Source organism: Sphingobacterium sp. UBA7625, from assembly GCF_002484085.1.
Classification (GTDB): Bacteria; Bacteroidota; Bacteroidia; order Sphingobacteriales; family Sphingobacteriaceae; genus Sphingobacterium; species Sphingobacterium athyrii.
On the sequence record NZ_DLJD01000005.1, the window covers coordinates 129,333 to 146,646 of the forward strand.

Annotated in this window: 14 protein-coding genes and 1 pseudogene; 9 read left to right on the top strand and 6 right to left on the bottom strand. The window is 40.3% G+C overall.

From position 1 onward, the window contains the following. Nucleotides 1-45 precede the first annotated feature (45 nt). Together B4G94_RS02650 and B4G94_RS02655 are read left to right on the top strand one after the other, a co-directional pair. Nucleotides 46-1,017, top strand: coding sequence for a DUF6985 domain-containing protein (locus tag B4G94_RS02650; protein WP_286857001.1), 972 nt, complete (start codon nt 46-48; stop codon nt 1,015-1,017). Between the two features lie 463 nt (nt 1,018-1,480). Then, entirely contained in the window at nt 1,481-1,930 is a 450-nt protein-coding gene (locus B4G94_RS02655) for a GNAT family N-acetyltransferase (protein ID WP_286857002.1), read from the top strand. Between the two features lie 450 nt (nt 1,931-2,380). Here B4G94_RS02655 and B4G94_RS02660 read toward each other — a convergent pair whose 3' ends face one another. Further along, nucleotides 2,381-2,959: a hypothetical protein gene (locus tag B4G94_RS02660; protein ID WP_286857003.1), complete on the bottom strand. Its 579-nt coding sequence runs from the start codon at nt 2,957-2,959 to the stop codon at nt 2,381-2,383. Nucleotides 2,960-3,406: 447 nt separating this feature from the next. Here B4G94_RS02660 and B4G94_RS02665 point away from each other — a divergent pair, with 447 nt between their 5' ends. Together B4G94_RS02665 and B4G94_RS02670 are read left to right on the top strand one after the other, a co-directional pair. Beyond that, complete coding sequence (locus B4G94_RS02665; protein WP_286857004.1) at nt 3,407-3,580, top strand: hypothetical protein; 174 nt, start codon at nt 3,407-3,409, stop codon at nt 3,578-3,580. A 223-nt stretch (nt 3,581-3,803) separates the two neighbouring features. Continuing rightward, a complete protein-coding gene (locus B4G94_RS02670) occupies nt 3,804-4,607 on the top strand; it encodes an inorganic diphosphatase (protein ID WP_286857005.1) in 804 nt (267 codons plus the stop codon). A gap of 193 nt (nt 4,608-4,800) precedes the next feature. Here B4G94_RS02670 and B4G94_RS02675 read toward each other — a convergent pair whose 3' ends face one another. From B4G94_RS02675 to B4G94_RS02685, 3 genes are all read right to left on the bottom strand, one after another. After that, complete coding sequence (locus B4G94_RS02675; RefSeq protein WP_286857007.1) at nt 4,801-5,685, bottom strand: SDR family oxidoreductase; 885 nt, start codon at nt 5,683-5,685, stop codon at nt 4,801-4,803. Nucleotides 5,686-6,558: 873 nt separating this feature from the next. Then, on the bottom strand, nt 6,559-7,044 hold the full coding sequence (locus B4G94_RS02680) for an adenylyltransferase/cytidyltransferase family protein (RefSeq protein ID WP_286857008.1): 486 nt from the start codon (nt 7,042-7,044) through the stop codon (nt 6,559-6,561). A 12-nt stretch (nt 7,045-7,056) separates the two neighbouring features. Continuing rightward, nucleotides 7,057-7,542 (bottom strand): adenylyltransferase/cytidyltransferase family protein, encoded by a 486-nt coding sequence (locus B4G94_RS02685; protein WP_216660731.1) that lies wholly within the window; start codon nt 7,540-7,542, stop codon nt 7,057-7,059. A gap of 171 nt (nt 7,543-7,713) precedes the next feature. Here B4G94_RS02685 and treY point away from each other — a divergent pair, with 171 nt between their 5' ends. The 5 genes from treY to B4G94_RS02710 all read left to right on the top strand — a co-directional run bounded on the left by treY (nt 7,714) and on the right by B4G94_RS02710 (nt 16,234). Beyond that, entirely contained in the window at nt 7,714-11,943 is a 4,230-nt protein-coding gene (gene treY, locus B4G94_RS02690) for a malto-oligosyltrehalose synthase (protein ID WP_286857012.1), read from the top strand. 6 nt (nt 11,944-11,949) lie between these two features. Next, a complete protein-coding gene (gene glgX / locus B4G94_RS02695; RefSeq protein WP_286857013.1) occupies nt 11,950-13,770 on the top strand; it encodes a glycogen debranching protein GlgX in 1,821 nt (606 codons plus the stop codon). Nucleotides 13,771-13,780: 10 nt separating this feature from the next. Next, on the top strand, nt 13,781-14,077 hold the full coding sequence (locus B4G94_RS02700; protein WP_286857014.1) for a hypothetical protein: 297 nt from the start codon (nt 13,781-13,783) through the stop codon (nt 14,075-14,077). 25 nt (nt 14,078-14,102) lie between these two features. After that, entirely contained in the window at nt 14,103-15,920 is a 1,818-nt protein-coding gene (treZ, locus tag B4G94_RS02705) for a malto-oligosyltrehalose trehalohydrolase (protein ID WP_286857016.1), read from the top strand. Between the two features lie 137 nt (nt 15,921-16,057). Beyond that, nucleotides 16,058-16,234 (top strand): catalase-related domain-containing protein, encoded by a 177-nt coding sequence (locus B4G94_RS02710; protein WP_313533094.1) that lies wholly within the window; start codon nt 16,058-16,060, stop codon nt 16,232-16,234. 197 nt (nt 16,235-16,431) lie between these two features. On the opposite strand, the gene B4G94_RS02715 is transcribed toward B4G94_RS02710, so the two are convergent. Continuing rightward, nucleotides 16,432-16,950, bottom strand: a complete 519-nt coding sequence (locus B4G94_RS02715; RefSeq protein WP_286857017.1) for a ferritin-like domain-containing protein — start codon at nt 16,948-16,950, stop codon at nt 16,432-16,434. 70 nt (nt 16,951-17,020) lie between these two features. Next, nucleotides 17,021-17,131: pseudogene (locus B4G94_RS28050) on the bottom strand (DUF72 domain-containing protein); the annotation flags it as partial. Between the last annotated feature and the right edge of the window lie 183 nt (nt 17,132-17,314).

Genomic DNA, 17,314 nt, shown 5'->3' on the forward strand with positions numbered 1-17,314 from the left:
ATTTTTTAGTAACTTTGGGGTAGTATCATTAATATATAATAAATAATGACTGGATGGGAACTTGAAAAACCGGGAGAATTGCTGCAAACTAGCCGTAACAGGTTAAACAAAACATTGAATGGTTTTTTAAAGCGATACCCGCTGGCTACCGTAAGCGCGGACCATAATATTTTGCTTATCATACGTAAGTACCACCCTTCCCTAAATTGCAGTCCCAATAACGAAACTTATCAAACAGATGATTTCCGATATTGTATGGCGTGTTATACCATAAACGCCTATACATATTTTGAACTGCCCACTTATGATTATCAATATGTCTCTATGCAATATGATGCTGCTATAGGGGATTTTACTATCAGGATATCCGCAAAAGGAATAACCCGGATCACTAATATCAAGGAACTGTCACAGCAGCTCAATAATTTTATCGAGCGTGATGAAGCAACAAAACGTACTATTTTTGAATCACTGGCCAACAAGGTGCCAATTGTCACCAAACCGGCTCCCATCACCCAAACCGAGATACAGTCCGCCGTTGTCGGCAGATTAACTAATACGGAGTATGATGATTGGTGGACGGCCATAGATGAGGTCGACATTCCCTTCTTCAACAATGAAAAAATGCCGGTTTCGTTTACGGATTTTAATCCAAATGAAGACCATTCTTTTATCGAGGAAGCGGATGAACTGTTACGTAACTTCTTGGCACAGGATAACAGCCAACGCCTTACGGTATCGGCATATGTGTACCAAAATTGCATGGATTTTTTGGACGCCATTGGTTACGATGATGCTGATGATGCGATGTGGAAGATGAAGCAGCCTGAAGAGGTGTGGCAGTTTGTAAAATGTACCGGGCTATATGTAAGCCGCGAGCCGTATGAAGATAAAGGTGTATATCTGCAACTGCTTTGCGATTGCGATTGGGAGCAGGAACATGGGCTGCAGCTGGTGTACAATAAACAGGGGAAGCTCGTTCGTGTAAGTGCGCAGGACGGACATATTATAGGCTAGAAAAGAATTATATTTAACTATGCATATTAATCTTAATGACAAACATTCACCCTTTTGGAAACTGCTGCTGATGGTCGGTCTTGGACCTATACGTTTCCTGATGCCCAGTCGGAGGTAGATAACTATCAGCATGAGCTGGGTTCGATTGTCGGGTAGCGGAGTGATAATTTGGATCAGCAGCTAACCAATAGCGCTATTTAAGGAATGTAATCCACCTTCCGTTAAAGCGCTGAAAAATTACAAACTTTTTCCATCTTTAAGGTTTATGGATTTATTGGTCATAATATTTTTATTCGATTATATTGAGAAAGTTGTTTCTTCAAATATATATATTGGGTCAAATCCTTGTGGTATTAATTTTTCTTTGATAATATTTTGTGAATATTAACTATACATTTGCTGAATATAATTATATTGGCACGCTCAAAATATTTAAAAATTGAATTATTGGCCTTTTATAACCATGAAATTTAGAGAAGCAAAAATTGAAGATATTAAACAGATCCAGATCGTTAGAAATTCTGTCAAAGAAAATACGCTTTCTGATCCAACACTGGTAAGTGATAAAGACTGCGCAGAATTTTTATTTGAGCGGGGAAAGGGCTGGGTTTGTGAAATAGATGACCAAATTGTAGGTTTTGCGATTGCAGATTTAAAAGAAGATAATATCTGGGCACTTTTCTTAGCACCGGAATTTGAAGGACAAGGAATAGGCCGCAAGCTCCATCAAATGATGCTTGACTGGTATTTTTCTACAGGAAAGAAATTTGTATGGCTGGGCACAGCTCCTAATTCAAGAGCAGAAGGGTTTTATCTGAAATCAGGTTGGGAGAGAAACGGAATGCACGGCAGTAAAGAGGTTAAGTTTGAAATGACAAAAAGCAATTGGGAAAATATTAGGCAGGACGCTTAGGCAATTGGAAATGTCAGGACGGAATATTTTGTTTGAAGTTTTGATCCTCAAAATTTATTATTTTAAAGACTTATCTATTCCAGCGAAGGTAGTAGATGAATTACAAAAAAAGAAGGTTTCTTTAGATTACAAATACGATTAAGGTGCGAGCTACGGCTTCCCGTAATCAATCCTACTTTCAACCTTATTCTAAAAACTAAAAAAGCAGAAAAACTATCGCAACTACTTGTCCTCTTCCATCGAATGAACATCCATGAAATATTCTCCGAATAGCAAAATCAAATATAATACATCAATTATATAATACGCCCACATGAATATAACCAAAATGGTAATAAGCAATCCTACAATTGGAGCTCACATGATTTCGGTTACTTAACAAGGGATCTGATACTTATTGTATTAATTTCTTTAAATCGAAGGTTCTTTCCGTATTCATATAAAATTTAATCAAAAATTAGTGGTGGTCAGATAGCCCGATGAACGTAATGATTCCAAGATGTGGTTTGCCTCAGCTTGATCCATATCATTTGCAAATTTTATGGTTTTAAAACCATATTCAAATCGAATAGTGCCTCTGTTTCTAAAAATACCTAAACTATTCCCCTGGTTCCAAAAAACAAACTCAAAATGTTCTTCCTCAACATGAAATTTCTTCGCTTCTTGTAGATCATAAATCTTATGCCTGAAGAGTATATCGTTTTGTCTTGCAATAGTAATTTGCTCACGATCTATTGTAATGATTTCTTTTCCAATGAGGTACCACGTTAACGTTTTCATTACAAATAAGCCAGCTGCCATCGAGAGGATCCACCAAACTATAATAAATATTCCCTCGAAGCTTAAACCTCCAGTGGTATCGTAAAAGTTTTCAAGTGTCGGGGCAAAAAAAATAATTGATTGTATCCAACCAAGCAGCCATAAACTAAAAATAATGATAATAGGTAAATGCTTCTTTGCCGGGACGATAATGGAATATCCCGTTGGAGTTTCGTAATGGGTTGCAATACCGCTATAAGGCCTTTCCATAATCAATTTGTTTTATAGGTTGTACCAATTCAAATGGTCTATTTTTTCGATGCTAATATGCAATAAAAAAATGAATTAAGGTATTGACGGTAAAAAATTAGTTCCTGATATCTCGGTTGAAAAGGCTTCGCGACATACCTTAAAAGTACTGGTTCAAACTTCTATTGTACGCATAAAACCTATTTACATTCATTCCCTGACGGGAGAGTAGTAGATTCGAATATGTATCATATCGATGCATTGCCTGACGTTATAAAATATATCCATTAGCATTAGACTATCTGCTTAGGCTCTTTGGGACAGGCAAGTAAAGTAAAAGCCTAGATTGTGGACTGCCCCCAAATAGTGTTCAACTTTTTGGGGCAGTCCATTTTTGATCTAAGCTTTGTGGTTTTTAAGGGTTTAAAGTAACCGATATTACGGATAACAGGGAAAGGAGCGAAGCTAATGAAACTGAATGATATCCGTATTTCGGCAATAGGAGGTACGCTCTGTTCCATCTGGGCAAGCTTTTCACTCGGCGATCTATTTCAGACGGTGCTTACAGCGGCCGTGGGTACACTGGTCAGTTTTGCAACCAGTCGCCTGCTGGGGAGGTGGAGTAGCCGGAAGAGACGATGAGGTTAGACTTCCGTACCTTCTGCAAGTATAACATTGGCGATTTCAATCGCTTTATGAAAAATTTTGGACGACTGATTTTTGTAAGATGTTATTGGCCAAAGCGATTTGAGCCGATCTGACCAGAACGTATCTTCGGGTAACTGAACTATTTGTTCACTAAAGCTGTTCCTACGATAATTAGCTTAATCAATATACGCAAGTTTGATCCCTATTAGATAGTATTATGAAAAACCTTAATTGCACAGTTGAAACACCAAAGTATTCCAATGCCAAATACAATTATGATCCTCACTGTGGTGGATTTGTACTGGCAAAATATCTTCCGGTGGGCTTCGTTTTCCCGTATGATTTTGGCTTTATACCCGGTACTCAAGGTGAGGACGGTGATCCGCTCGATGTGGTGGTTATTTCTGAACAAGGTACCTTTCCGGGCTGTATATTGTCTTGTCGGGTAATAGGTGCAATTAAAGCTGCGCAACAGGACGACGCAGGTAACGAAATTGAAAATGACCGATTTCTTGTTGTACCAGAGGCTTCTAAAATCTTGGAAAATGTACAACGGGTAGTGCAGTTGCCGGAGAAACTGCTCGAGGAGTTGCAGAATTTTTTTGTCTCGTACAACAAATTGGAGGGCAGGCATTTCCAGTTAAAAAAGATATTGAGCGCAAAAGATGCCCTTAAAACAATAGAAGCTGCCAAGAATAATTTAGCTCCTACAAATAAAATAGAAATTTTTGTCCCTTTACGCGATAATGAAGGGCATCCGTTCCCAGATTATCTTTACAAAAATATCCAAAGACAGCTAACTAAAGATTTTGGCGGGATGACAGCTTACACGCGAGCGCCCGCAGAAGGCATTTGGGCCAATGGTAGCAAACAACAGAGTAAAGATGAACTATTAATCTACGAAGTCATGGTTTCAGAAATAGACTGTTCGTATTGGACAGCATATAAACATAAACTTGAACAGCAATTTGGCCAGAAAGAACTCGTTATACGACAGAGTCCGATGGGACTAATTAAATAGCACTTGCGGTGCTATGTGTTAACAAAAGTCTCACGGGCAAACTGTGAGACTTTATTTGATCTATTTTATTTTTTCGTTAACCTTTTTGACCTGTTCAAAATCACTTCTAAGTGTAGGCAGTGTTTTATCTACAAATGCTTTTAAGACACAATGAAGTAAGATCGCTTTGCACCGGGAGTTTACGATACACTAATCACATCGCGATTTTACCACCAGTCACAGCGATGGTAGCTCCGGCAATATAGCTGCTGTCTTCAGAAGCCAGGAAAACATATGCTGGAGCAATTTCCGCTGGCTGAGCTGGTCTTTTAATTGGACCATCCTTACCAAAATTCTCAGGCTCGGACATGGTAGAGGGAATTAATGGTGTCCAGACCGGACCGGGGGCAACAGCATTAACACGAATGCCTTTATCTTGTTCGAGCAGCATTTGAGCTAGGTTGGCTGTAAAGTTTTGAATAGCCCCTTTGCTCGCAGCATAGTCCAATAAAACGGCATTTGGGTGATAAGAATTGACCGATGCTGTATTGATAATTGAACTTCCCGGTTTCATAAAGGGTACCGCGGCTTTGCATAAATAGAACATGCTCCTAATATTGGTTTCAAATGTACGGTCCCATTCTTCGGCTGTTAATTCTTCCAGTGTTTTGTGCGCCATCTGATATGCTGCGTTATTGACCAAGATGTCAATTCCGCCTAATTCATCCTGACATAAACCAATTAATTTTTTGCAATAGTCTTCATTCCGTAAATCTCCCTTCGAAAGAACAGCCTTGCGGCCTTCGTTCTCCACCAGTTGTGCCGTCGCTGATGCATCTGCATCCTCGATATCATAACCATAGTTAATGACCACATCTGCACCTTCACGGGCAAAAGCGATCGCTATCGCGCGACCTATTCCGGAATCAGCACCAGTGATGATGGCTTTAGCATCCTTTAATTTTCCCGTGCCAATATAGCTCTCTTCGCCGTGGTCAGCTTGTGGCTTCATTTCTGCTTCTACTCCCGGTACTTCTTGTTCCTGCTTTGGAAATGGGGGCACCGGATATTTTGTGTGTGGATTTTTGAATTGTGTCATAGCATGAATTTTAGAGTGACATAAAATATTTATTTTAAGTGGTCCAATGTTATAGCAAACATCCTCCCGGAAACAATAACGGTTGAAGTATTTATAACAATTTGCCTACTGATTACAGTGCGATTTTTGTATCTATTTTATCTTTCCTTTACACTTTTAGAGTGTTTAAGGAATGTAAAAAGTTTTCTTCATTGCTTTATGAATTAGTTTTTAAACTGAACAGTAGTGAAACGCATATCGTTCAAAAAAAATGACGATATACCTCAACTGATCGGTATAGAAAGCGTGAAGATAAACCTCAACATTCTACGATCGCCAGCCGTTTACGTTTCCCGATGGCTTCGGTTTTTACTCAAAATACAGCGCACACCCTTTCGGTAGGCAACTATTATGGCGGTAGCGTTGTTCAAGATACAGTTATAACCTGTTTAATATTAGGACACAAGTAAAAACAACTTATCGATGAAAACAGTCGGGCTGGATGAAGATCTGTCGATAAAAAAGCTTTAACATAATTTGTGCTTCGCTGGGCCTCTTTGAAGTGTTGCTTGTCAACTATAAGAAAAATGGGTGTTCGAGGAAAATAGTCGTTAAGTAGAGAAAAAAAAAGCGCAGTATTATTCAGCACGAGGCGATAATCTAAAAATAGGAAGTCAATTTTCCCCAAGCTGTCAATCTTGCCCCCAAAGGTTTCAATTGAAGGCCCTTCAAGAACTATCCTTGCAGGGCTTTGAGAATCTTGATCAAAAAGTATCCGGTAGGCACATCTTAGCTTACGAACGTTGGAAATTATAGCAATATTAACCTTTTCCATAGGAAAGCAATTGATTCATTTCTGATTTAGCAGACCACAAAAAGATTGAAACTATAAGATCATTGACGAATTTTGTGTAATGCCTGCGCGTTTGATTGTATCTTTTCGACAGCAAAAATGTTTTGTTTCTTTTGGAGTTCTTTTTCACTTACCATTTCACGTAATGACTGGCTCGAAAAGCGATTTTTGCGCTTAGTATATACAATTTCAATACCTTCAGCGATACAGAAGTCTCTTCCAGCAAAATCCAAGGTCTTATATTCCTCACTGACGAATAGTTTGTGGATTGGTAAGGACTGCAACATATCTGAGAGATCATCTTCAGACTCATACGGAATAATTTCGTCTACAAATTTACACCCTTCCAATTTGATAAATCGCTCGACCATCGTTTGCGCAGCAACGTATTCGTCTGTTAATTGGGTATTTGAATCCGTCTTAAGCCCTACAATTAAATAATCACATTGTTGTTTTGCTTCCTGCAATGCAACGATATGCCCAACATGCAACATATCAAAAATCCCAAATATAATTCCTATAACCATATCCTGTCTGTTTTAAGCATTAATCCTTTTTAACTTATAATTTGTTTCATCATTCAATTTAACAATGGCACCTTGTGGATTGTCCTGTTTTTTTGCAATGATCTTGCGCAGTGAAGAACTTGAAAATCTATTTTCTCGCCTATTAAAATAAAGCTCGATACCTTTCTCCTCACAATATTTACGTCCAGTGAACGCCTTATCAATATATTCATCACCCAGAATGCGCACATGTATTTTATAAGACCGAAGCACGTCTTCCAAATCCTGCTCAGTGGCATAAGGTATGATCATATCCACATGTTTGCAGGCCTTTAATTGCATATAACGTTCGAAAACACTCTGCGTTGGTTTATTTTTCTCTGGCCTGTCTAAAGTGGGGTCTGTCTGAAGCCCGCAGATCAAAAAGTCACATTGCTCTTTAGCATCCTCCAACATTTTGACGTGACCAGCATGTAAAAGGTCAAACGCGGAAAATGTAATTCCTATTTTTCTCATCATATTACGAATAAACTGTTTTTAAAATTTCCATTGTTATAAGCAGAACGTCCCTTAAAATGGAATGGTTTTAATTTTAAATTATTTTTTTACCAAATTGTGATTTCATATTTTGTGTATTAAATTTTTTGAAGACAGACAGAACTAATTTTATCGAGCAGCGTTCTGATGTAAATGAAATCAATCAACACCATGCACACAAAAGGACTTAGAACGATATGCCCGCATACTTTACCACATACAACCTATAGAATCCAATTTCATAAAGATTTTAATTTTAATGCCTTCGAATCTATCCTACCATACTTGCATGAATTGGGCGTGGATACGATTTATGCATCTCCGATCCTACGCTCAACACCGGGAAGTATGCATGGTTATGACGGCACAGATATGCAACAGATTGATCCTGAACTTGGGACCGTCGCTGATCTAAGACGGATTCGAAAGCAGCTCAATCTGTACGGTATAAAATGGTTGCAGGACATTGTGCCTAATCACATGGCCTTTCATCCGGACAACGCTTGGTTAATGGATCTACTCGAGTTTGGTCCCTCCTCGACTCATGCTAGTTTTTTTGACACCTGCTTTGTGGGAAATATGTTTGAACCTGGGAAATTAATCGTCCCTATACTGGCAAAGGAAGTACATGACGCTATCGATGACGGCGAAATAACGATAGCATTGGTAGAAAGAAGATTATATCTAAAGTATTTTGACAATTGCTATCCATTAAACCCAGAGTCATATTGTACCGTCCTAGAAGACCAACTCAGAAAAGTAAAAAATGATTTTAGCGGATTTTTGGTTCGAGTAAATACCGCACAAGCGAACGGAAATCAGCAAGAGTGGCAAACACTTCGTGACGAAATACTTGCTGATATTTCTGATATTGACCTCCAAAATTATTTAAACACTGTAAATAATATAAAATATAAACTCAAAGAACTTATTGAAACACAGTTTTATGAACTTTGCCCCTGGTGGACTACGAATCGTCGTATAAATTACCGCCGTTTTTTTACGGTTAATGGATTAATCTGCATCAATGTCCAACATCCGGTGGTGTTCCGTGACACGCATCGATTGATCAAACAACTCGTTGAGGAAAAGCTAATTGATGGATTGCGAATTGACCATATAGACGGGCTATATAATCCCAATCAGTACTTAAAGGATCTGCGCGATTATATAGGACCTGATATTTATATCGTGGTGGAGAAAATATTGGAAAGGAATGAAAATCTACCTCAAATATGGCCAATACAGGGCACCACAGGATACGAATTCCTGTCGGCCTGCAACAATCTAATAACCTGCGCGAAAGGAAAGAAACAATTTAATTTTTATTATAATCAACTAACAGGAAATAAGCGTCCCCTTAAAAAACAACAATTAAATAAAAAAATGCAGATCCTTACCAAGTATATGCAAGGTGATGTTGATAACCTCGTCAATTTGCTTGTTCGATTACTGGACGATAGTATCGGCGTGGATCGCCAACATTTAACGGCTGTGCTGCAAACTTTCTTGGCAAACTTTCCGGTATACAGAATTTACGATGATAACTTTCCTTTAACAGCGGCAAGTTATCGAATGATTGAAGATCTCTTTGAACTGTTAAAAAAAGACCATCGCTTAAATAAGCAGGCTATAGAACAGTTTTTCTGTCTTTTCAGCGACGCGCAAGAAGGAAGGAATCCAACTAGAATCCCAGAAACAATTCGGTTATTAAAACGTTGTATGCAATTTGCCGGGCCAGCCATGGCCAAAGGGGTAGAGGACACGCTAATGTATACCTACAACCGGTTTATAGGCCATAATGAGGTGGGAGATCACCCGGGTAATTTTGGTATTAGCATTAAAAACTTTCATAGGCTGATGCAAAAAAGGCAAACGCAATGGCCACTCTCACTCAATACGACGGCGACACATGATACAAAGCGCGGAGACGACACACGCAGTCGTTTAGCTGTACTCACAGCAATGCCCAATAAATGGGTTAAGCAGGTACAAATATGGCAGGATATCGTCTGGAATGAATATCGAGGTGATCTACCACATCCCAATGACGAATATTTTATTTATCAGGCATTATTAGGATCTTATCCGCTTGGATCTCAAGAGAACGCCGCAGACAGTGAATTTGAAGCGCGTTTTTTGGATTACCTGATCAAATATCTCCGTGAAGGAAAAGAACGCTCTAGTTGGGAAGAACCGAATGAATCTTATGAATCTGCGGTGCGCAATTTCGCAGGTTTTCTCCTTAATAAAGAACGCCCTTTTTTCACGAGCTTCTACCAATTTTTGCAGCGTATATCGGATTTTGGGATAATCAACTCTTTAGCTCAGCAGTTACTTAAATTTACTTGTCCAGGAGTGCCTGATATCTATCAGGGGACTGAACTATGGAACCATAGCTTTGTGGATCCTGATAACCGCCGCGCAGTAGATTATCGACATTGTAAAGAACTCCTGGCTCAAATAGCAAAAATTCCCGAGAACGTGCTAATTAAAACATTGTGGCGCGAAAGGTACGATGGAAAAATCAAACTTTGGCTGGTCAACAAGCTAGTGAAGCTGCGTAAAACTCACCCTGCGTTATCGTTTAGTAGCAGCTATATAAAGCTTAAAGTAAAAGGTGCTTATAAAAAAAACATCTTGTCTTTTGCACGTAAATGTGGGGATGATTGGCTTGTGATCGTCATTCCGCTGCACCTTGCCGAACTCGGAAAATTCTCACAATTTATTCCGGGCAGCTTTGCATGGGAGGATACGCGTATATTATTACCGACCAACCGTCCTTTAAAATGGGAGCATTTACTTTCTAATGCTGAAGGCGAAGAAATTGAAATCGGCATTGACAAGTTATTCAGCGATTTGCCCTTGGCAATTATACAATATAAAAACGAGTCTAAAAAAAGGAGCGCAGGCATATTAATGCACATTAGTTCATTGCCCTCTCCATATGGCATCGGTGATCTGGGCAAGGAGGCCCGCCGCTTTGTCCGCCGACTGCAGGCAAGTGGACAGTCCTGGTGGCAAATGCTTCCGCTGGGTCCAACCGCAGAGACCCAATGTCACTCTCCCTATAGTACACTGAGTGCATGGGCTGGCAATCCACTATTTATTGACCTAGAAGGGCTTGCCAAAGTAGACTTATTAACGGAAGAGGAATTGCAAGCCGTAAAAAGGCTCTATTCCACCGAAATTAATTTTCAGGAGGTAAGCTCGATTAAATATAGACTGTTGAAAATGGCGTATAGTCGATCCTCGGTTGAGGAAGAAACGGCTTTTGTAACGTTTTGCAACGATGAATCCAACTGGTTGGAGGATTTTGCTTGCTTCATGTTATTAAAGGAAAAACATGATAATCTTCCGTGGTATAAATGGCCCGAGAAATATATGTTGAGAGATAAAGATGCTCTCAATATGTTTAAGAGCGAACATAACACTGATATCCAAATGATAAAATGGTGGCAGTATGTATTCTATCATCAGTGGCAAGAGTTGCATCATTATTGTGGGGATCATGGTATTAGGCTATTGGGCGATATTCCTTTTTACGTGAGCTATGATTCAGCAGATGTGTGGGCGAATCCACAATTTTTCACGCTTGATCAAGCTGGCAACATGACCAAAGTCGCCGGCGTACCCCCGGACTATTTCAATGATGAGGGTCAGCTTTGGCGTATGCCTATTTATCAATGGGAAGTACTCAAAAGGGATGACTACAGGTGGTGGGTTGCCCGTCTGCGACATAATTGTAAATTATTCGATCAGATTCGGTTAGATCATTTCCGCGCCTTTTCTAGCTTCTGGCAGGTACCTGCAGAGGAGCAGAACGCAAAACATGGTGCGTGGTCACCTGGGCCTGGGGCAGATTTTTTTGAGCATGTAAAGAATGAACTAGGACATATGCCATTTGTCGCTGAAGATCTCGGGGACGTGGATTCGGCGGTTTATGCATTGAGGGATCAATTTGGGATACCAGGGATGAAAGTACTACAATTTGCTTTTGGGGAAGACATGCCCCGCTCGCCACATATTCCGCATCAATACGGTCAGAACTTTGTCGCTTATACAGGCACACATGACAACAACACGTTGCTCTCCTGGTATAACCAAGATGTCGATCAGACTACAAGAAATAGAATAGATCACTTTGTAGGGACGTCTATTGATGCTTCAAACATCAATAAGTCATTTATGCGTCTCTTGTATGCTTCTATCGCCGATACAGTCATCATTCCGATGCAGGATATTTTGGAACTAGATGGTTCATGCCGGATGAATAAACCCGCAAGTACCGCAGGAAATTGGCTGTGGCGTATGAAAAAGCAAGCATTTCAAAAAAACGTTCAAAAACAATTATGGCAATACACGCAATTATATAATAGATAATACACAATGGAACCAAAAATTTATACTGGAACACCTTACCCGCTAGGCGCTACATTTGATGGACAAGGGGTTAATTTCGCCTTGTTTTCTGAACATGCTGAAAGTGTAGAACTCTGCTTATACAACGATACCGACGAGGAAGTTGAAGTCCTAAAAATCAAAATAAAAGAAAAAACACATCAGGTATGGCATATCTATCTAAATGGAATAAAACCCGGACAACGTTATGGCTATCGTGTACATGGACCTTACCGTCCTCAAGAGGGGCATCGGTTCAATGCGAATAAATTACTGATTGATCCATATGCTAAGGCAATTTCTGGTACAGTGCAATGGAATGACGCGCTCTTCGGCTATCGTATTGGAGCGCCAGAAGCGGATCTTAGTTTTGATGACGCAGACAGCGCTGCATATGTACCCAAGTCAGTTGTGGTCGATAATCGATTCGATTGGGGAGAAGACCAACCGATGCGCATACCTATGCATCGCAGTGTTATCTATGAAGTCCATGTGAAAGGCTTTACTGCCTTGCACCCCGATATCCCGGAAAACATCCGAGGAACTTATGCTGCTATGGGTCATCCAGTTACTATTGCTTACCTCAAAGAATTAGGAGTCACTGCTGTTGAATTATTGCCCGTTCACCATTTTTTAAGCGATCGCCACCTCATCGATAAGGGGCTTACTAATTATTGGGGATATAACTCAATTGGCTTCTTTGCACCTGATATACGCTATGCTTCAGGTGGGACTCAGGGTGATCAAGTGACCGAATTCAAAACGATGGTCAAATCTCTGCATGCAGCAGGAATCGAAGTAATCCTGGATGTAGTATATAATCATACTGGCGAAGGAAATGAAATGGGGCCAACACTCTCATTTCGGGGTATTGATAACGCATCCTATTATCGCTTGTCAGAAGATGGCCGTTATTATATGGATTTTACGGGAACGGGAAATACGTTGAATGCACGTCAACCAAATGTATTGCGAATGATCATGGATAGCTTGCGTTATTGGATACAGGAAATGCATGTGGATGGATTTCGTTTTGACCTAGCATCGGCGTTGGCGCGGGAACTCCATGATGTCGACAAATTGAGTTCCTTTTTTGATGTAATTCATCAGGATCCAATAATTTCGCAGGTAAAATTGATCGCTGAGCCTTGGGATATTGGCGAAGGAGGTTATCAAGTGGGGGAATTCCCCCCGGGATGGGCGGAATGGAACGGAAAATATCGTGACTGTATGCGTGATTTTTGGATTGGTGCTGACAGCATGATCGGAGAATTTGCCAACCGACTGACCGGATCGTCCGATCTTTATCAGGGCGACAACCGGAGACCATCGGCTAGTGTTAACTTTATCACAGCCCATGATGGTTTTACCCTTCAGGATCTTGTTTCTTATAACGACAAACATAACGAAGCTAATGGTGAAGATAACAATGATGGGGAAAGCCACAACCGTTCATGGAACTGTGGTGCAGAAGGTCCGACCGACAACATTGAGATCAGCCACTTGAGAGCAAAACAAAAACGGAATTTGCTCACCACATTATTCTTATCTCAAGGTGTGCCTATGCTGCTTGCAGGCGATGAATTTGGGCGAACACAACAGGGAAACAATAATGCCTATTGTCAAGATAATTCGATTTCTTGGCTTGACTGGAAAAACATGGATAGTTCATTGCTGAATTTTACCAAAAGCCTTATCGCGTTTCGAAGAGAGCATCCCAGTTTGTGCCGTCGGAAATGGTTTCAAGGATTACCCATAAGGGGTACTGGTGTCGAAGATATGNNAAGATATCGTATGGTTTCTTCCTAATGCTACTGAAATGGATGATTTCCATTGGGAAGATGATTTTGCACGTTCCTTAGCTGTTTTTTTAAACGGCGAAGGGATAAGATCAGTAAGTCAAGATGGAACAAAAATAACAGACCATCATTTTTATCTGCTTTTCAATACCTATTGGGAAAACGTCGAATATCAGCTCCCTGATCAACGCTATGGTACGAGCTGGATTAAAGTTATCGATACAAACTTGAATACAATATCCGAGCATGCTATCTTCGAGGCAAACAGTAGAGTTAGTGTTCCCTCGCGTTCAATTTTGGTACTCATGTCAAGTTAGGAAACAGCAGATTTAATTTATTATTATGCAGAAAACTGGAGTTACACAGCTCGGGGTACGCTGGAATGGCGACTTGGCGCAGATACGAGTATGGGCGCCAAACGCAAAGACAGTAAATTGCGAGTTAAGCAAAACGTGCCATTCATTGCCGCTCGAGAAACAAGAATATGGTTATTGGTATACCGAAAGTCGGATGCCAAAACGGGGAGATTATTATAAAATCATCATAGACGGAATCCCATATCCCGATCCAACATCGCTATCCCAGCCAGAAGGGGTGCATGGACCATCTGCTATGATCGATCTCGCTTATCCCTGGACCGATCAAAGATATGTGCCGCCATTGCAACGTGATTTAATCATTTATGAATTGCACGTAGGGACATTTAGCACAAATCACAATTTCGCAGGTATAATTGAAAAAATACCCTATTTAAAAGATCTGGGGGTAAATGCGATCGAAATTATGCCTATAGGGCAATTTCCAGGTGAAAGAAATTGGGGTTACGATGGTGTTTTCCCTTTTGCGGTGCAGCATTCTTATGGAGGAGCCCATGAATTGCAGCGACTGGTGGATGCATGTCACCACGCAGATATTGCGGTCATTTTGGATGTTGTGTATAATCATTTTGGACCTGAAGGAAACTATCTCTCTTATTTCGGACCGTATTTGACAGATAAGTATCATACTCCATGGGGCCAAGCTATTAATTATGACGATCAATTCAATCATGGGATTCGTGATTTTGTAATGTCAAATGTACGGATGTGGTTTGAAGATTTTCATATCGATGGCCTACGCATGGATGCGGTACATGCAATAAGAGACTTTGGTCCTATACACATTCTTCAAGATATACGCAAGGAAGTGAATGCAATTATCAATAGCACTAGAAAACAAAGATACTTATTTGTTGAATGCGATCTTAATGACCGTAGATTTCTAGATCCTCTAGAAAAGAATGGATTTGCAATGGATGCACAATGGCTAGACGAGTTTCATCATGCTTTGCGGGTAACAGTAGGTGAAGAAAGAAAAGGCTATTATAAAGAATTCGAAGGGATAACTCATCTTGCCAAAGCCTACGAGCAGGCTTACGTATTTGACGGTTGCTACTCTAGTCATCGTCAAAAGTTCTTTGGTACTGATGCCAAAGGCATCTCGGGAAATAAATTTATTGTATTTAGTCAGAATCACGATCAGGTAGGTAACCGCATGCTAGGTGAGCGAAGCGCCGCGCTCTATAGCGATGAAAAAATAAGATTAATGGCTTTGGCAGTGTTCCTATCGCCGTATATTCCCTTGTTGTTTATGGGAGAGGAATGGGGAACTAAAAAGCCCTTTCAGTATTTCGTCAGCCATAGTGAGCCTGAATTGGTGGAAATGGTGAGAGCGGGAAGGAAACGTGAATTTGCTGATTTCCAAGGAAAAGAGCAATTTCCAGATCCACAGGATCGGGCTACATTCGAACGTTCAATATTGGACTGGAGCGAACAGCATCATATTTCCAACCAACAGCATTTGGCTTACTACAGAGATTTAATCGCACTTCGTAAAACCCATCCCGCCTGGAGCAACATGCAGCGCGAAGACTTAGCAGTTGACTGCCTACCAACACAGAATACCTTGATTTTACGTGCCGGAAATGGTGCGGCCAGGCTCCTGGCAATTATGAATTTCTCGAATGAAATACAGCATATTTCTATCAACGAACACCAAAAATGGCAGTTAGTGTGGGACACGGGAGATGCGAATAACTATAAGTATGAGCTAGGATCTGGTCTGTTGACCAAAACGTGCTCAATACCCGCCCTGAGTGGACTCGTTTTTTCGACAATATGATCCTATTAAATGTAGTTCAAATGAATGGAAACAGAAAAAGGTTAAAAAGTGAAATGATACAAACTAAGTCCTTTTATAGATTAAAAGTGCGCGCTAGAAGTGATAGCTTCCGCGATCACTTTAGCTAGGCGAGACTAATTTTTCACAGTCAGTCGGAACCCGAAAAAAAACATATTATCGATGCTTTTAGCTTTGAACTTGGTAAGGTTAAGGCGGTAGCAGTAAGACAAAGGATGGTCGGTATCTTATCCTTAGTGGATAAAGGGCTCGCTGTTGAAGTTGCTTTCTACATTTTGTCGGATGAGCTCCTGTAACACTTCAAGGTTGCCCAACCGGGATGCGTGAATTATGACTTCTGTCGTTTGTCATAAGCAATTTTTTTAAGAGATTAGGTTACAAAGTCTTACTCGTGGATTATCTGAATACGGTCGATTACTCCAGATCGATGGCTTTAGGTGGCAGGGTTTGCAATTTTAAAATAGAATGCCCGAGGATTCGGGCATTTCTAATACTATGATGCAGATTCATTTACACCTGACATCGCAATTTCTGTCAAAAGACTATCAGTCTGTTTTTCCTCGTCTAAAGTTTGCTGAAGCAATTGCTCGGCCTCACTATGCTCCATAAGTTTTGCATAGGTCACCAAACAACCATAACTGGCAATTTCATAATGCTCGACCTTTTGTGCGGCCGAAATAAGTGCAGCATCCAACGCTGGGTCACCTTCAAAGCTCTCAACGATTTCGTCAGCTTCTTCGAGAAGACCTTCCATAGCTTTGCATTTTTTACCACGTGCGCTCATTTCTAACGATGTAAATACTCCTTTCAGGCGCTCAATGTGACCTTCAGTTTGGCTATAATGTTGCTCAAATGCTTGTTTTAACTCGTCGTTTTCAGCTGCCTTACTCAGCTTTTTCAAGCCTTTCAAAAGTTGTTTCTCTGCCCCGAGCATATCCTTTAACTCGTCTATAAATAATTCATGTAAATGCGCATTTGGCATCTGTTGATTGTTTTGCTTTGATGTTGCCATAATTTTGATTTTTTTATAAGAAGAACAGCAGTGGAAATGTGATGGTTTGAATGTTTTAAAAGTTTTGCGATTATTTCAATATCTTCATTAATGTCTGTCCATTATTCGGCGCATAGCCGTTTTGATCATTATCAAAATAGAAATAAATATCCTTTCCTTCGTCTTGCCAATCGGTACAATTTTCTTTGCATTCTTCATGTTATTTTGGATAAAGCCTACACAAAAAGAACAGCGACATGGAGCGAATGGTTGACAAAATTTAGGGGATGCCACAGGCGGTTATAAAAACAGCGAATGGCCTGAAACGCAAAAAAGGCAAACCATTTTACTGATCTGCCTTTTGGGTAAGTAATCGGGCTCGAAC

Bases quoted from the DNA above. Each gene is read 5' to 3' on its own strand.
- B4G94_RS02650 (WP_286857001.1), top strand. From the start codon at position 46: ATGACTGGATGGGAACTTGAAAAACCGGGAGAATTGCTGCAAACTAGC.
- B4G94_RS02655 (WP_286857002.1), top strand. From the start codon at position 1,481: ATGAAATTTAGAGAAGCAAAAATTGAAGATATTAAACAGATCCAGATC.
- B4G94_RS02660 (WP_286857003.1), bottom strand. From the start codon at position 2,959: ATGGAAAGGCCTTATAGCGGTATTGCAACCCATTACGAAACTCCAACG.
- B4G94_RS02665 (WP_286857004.1), top strand. From the start codon at position 3,407: ATGAAACTGAATGATATCCGTATTTCGGCAATAGGAGGTACGCTCTGT.
- B4G94_RS02670 (WP_286857005.1), top strand. From the start codon at position 3,804: ATGAAAAACCTTAATTGCACAGTTGAAACACCAAAGTATTCCAATGCC.
- B4G94_RS02675 (WP_286857007.1), bottom strand. From the start codon at position 5,685: ATGACACAATTCAAAAATCCACACACAAAATATCCGGTGCCCCCATTT.
- B4G94_RS02680 (WP_286857008.1), bottom strand. From the start codon at position 7,044: ATGGTTATAGGAATTATATTTGGGATTTTTGATATGTTGCATGTTGGG.
- B4G94_RS02685 (WP_216660731.1), bottom strand. From the start codon at position 7,542: ATGATGAGAAAAATAGGAATTACATTTTCCGCGTTTGACCTTTTACAT.
- treY (WP_286857012.1), top strand. From the start codon at position 7,714: ATGAAATCAATCAACACCATGCACACAAAAGGACTTAGAACGATATGC.
- B4G94_RS02700 (WP_286857014.1), top strand. From the start codon at position 13,781: ATGGATGATTTCCATTGGGAAGATGATTTTGCACGTTCCTTAGCTGTT.
- treZ (WP_286857016.1), top strand. From the start codon at position 14,103: ATGCAGAAAACTGGAGTTACACAGCTCGGGGTACGCTGGAATGGCGAC.
- B4G94_RS02715 (WP_286857017.1), bottom strand. From the start codon at position 16,950: ATGGCAACATCAAAGCAAAACAATCAACAGATGCCAAATGCGCATTTA.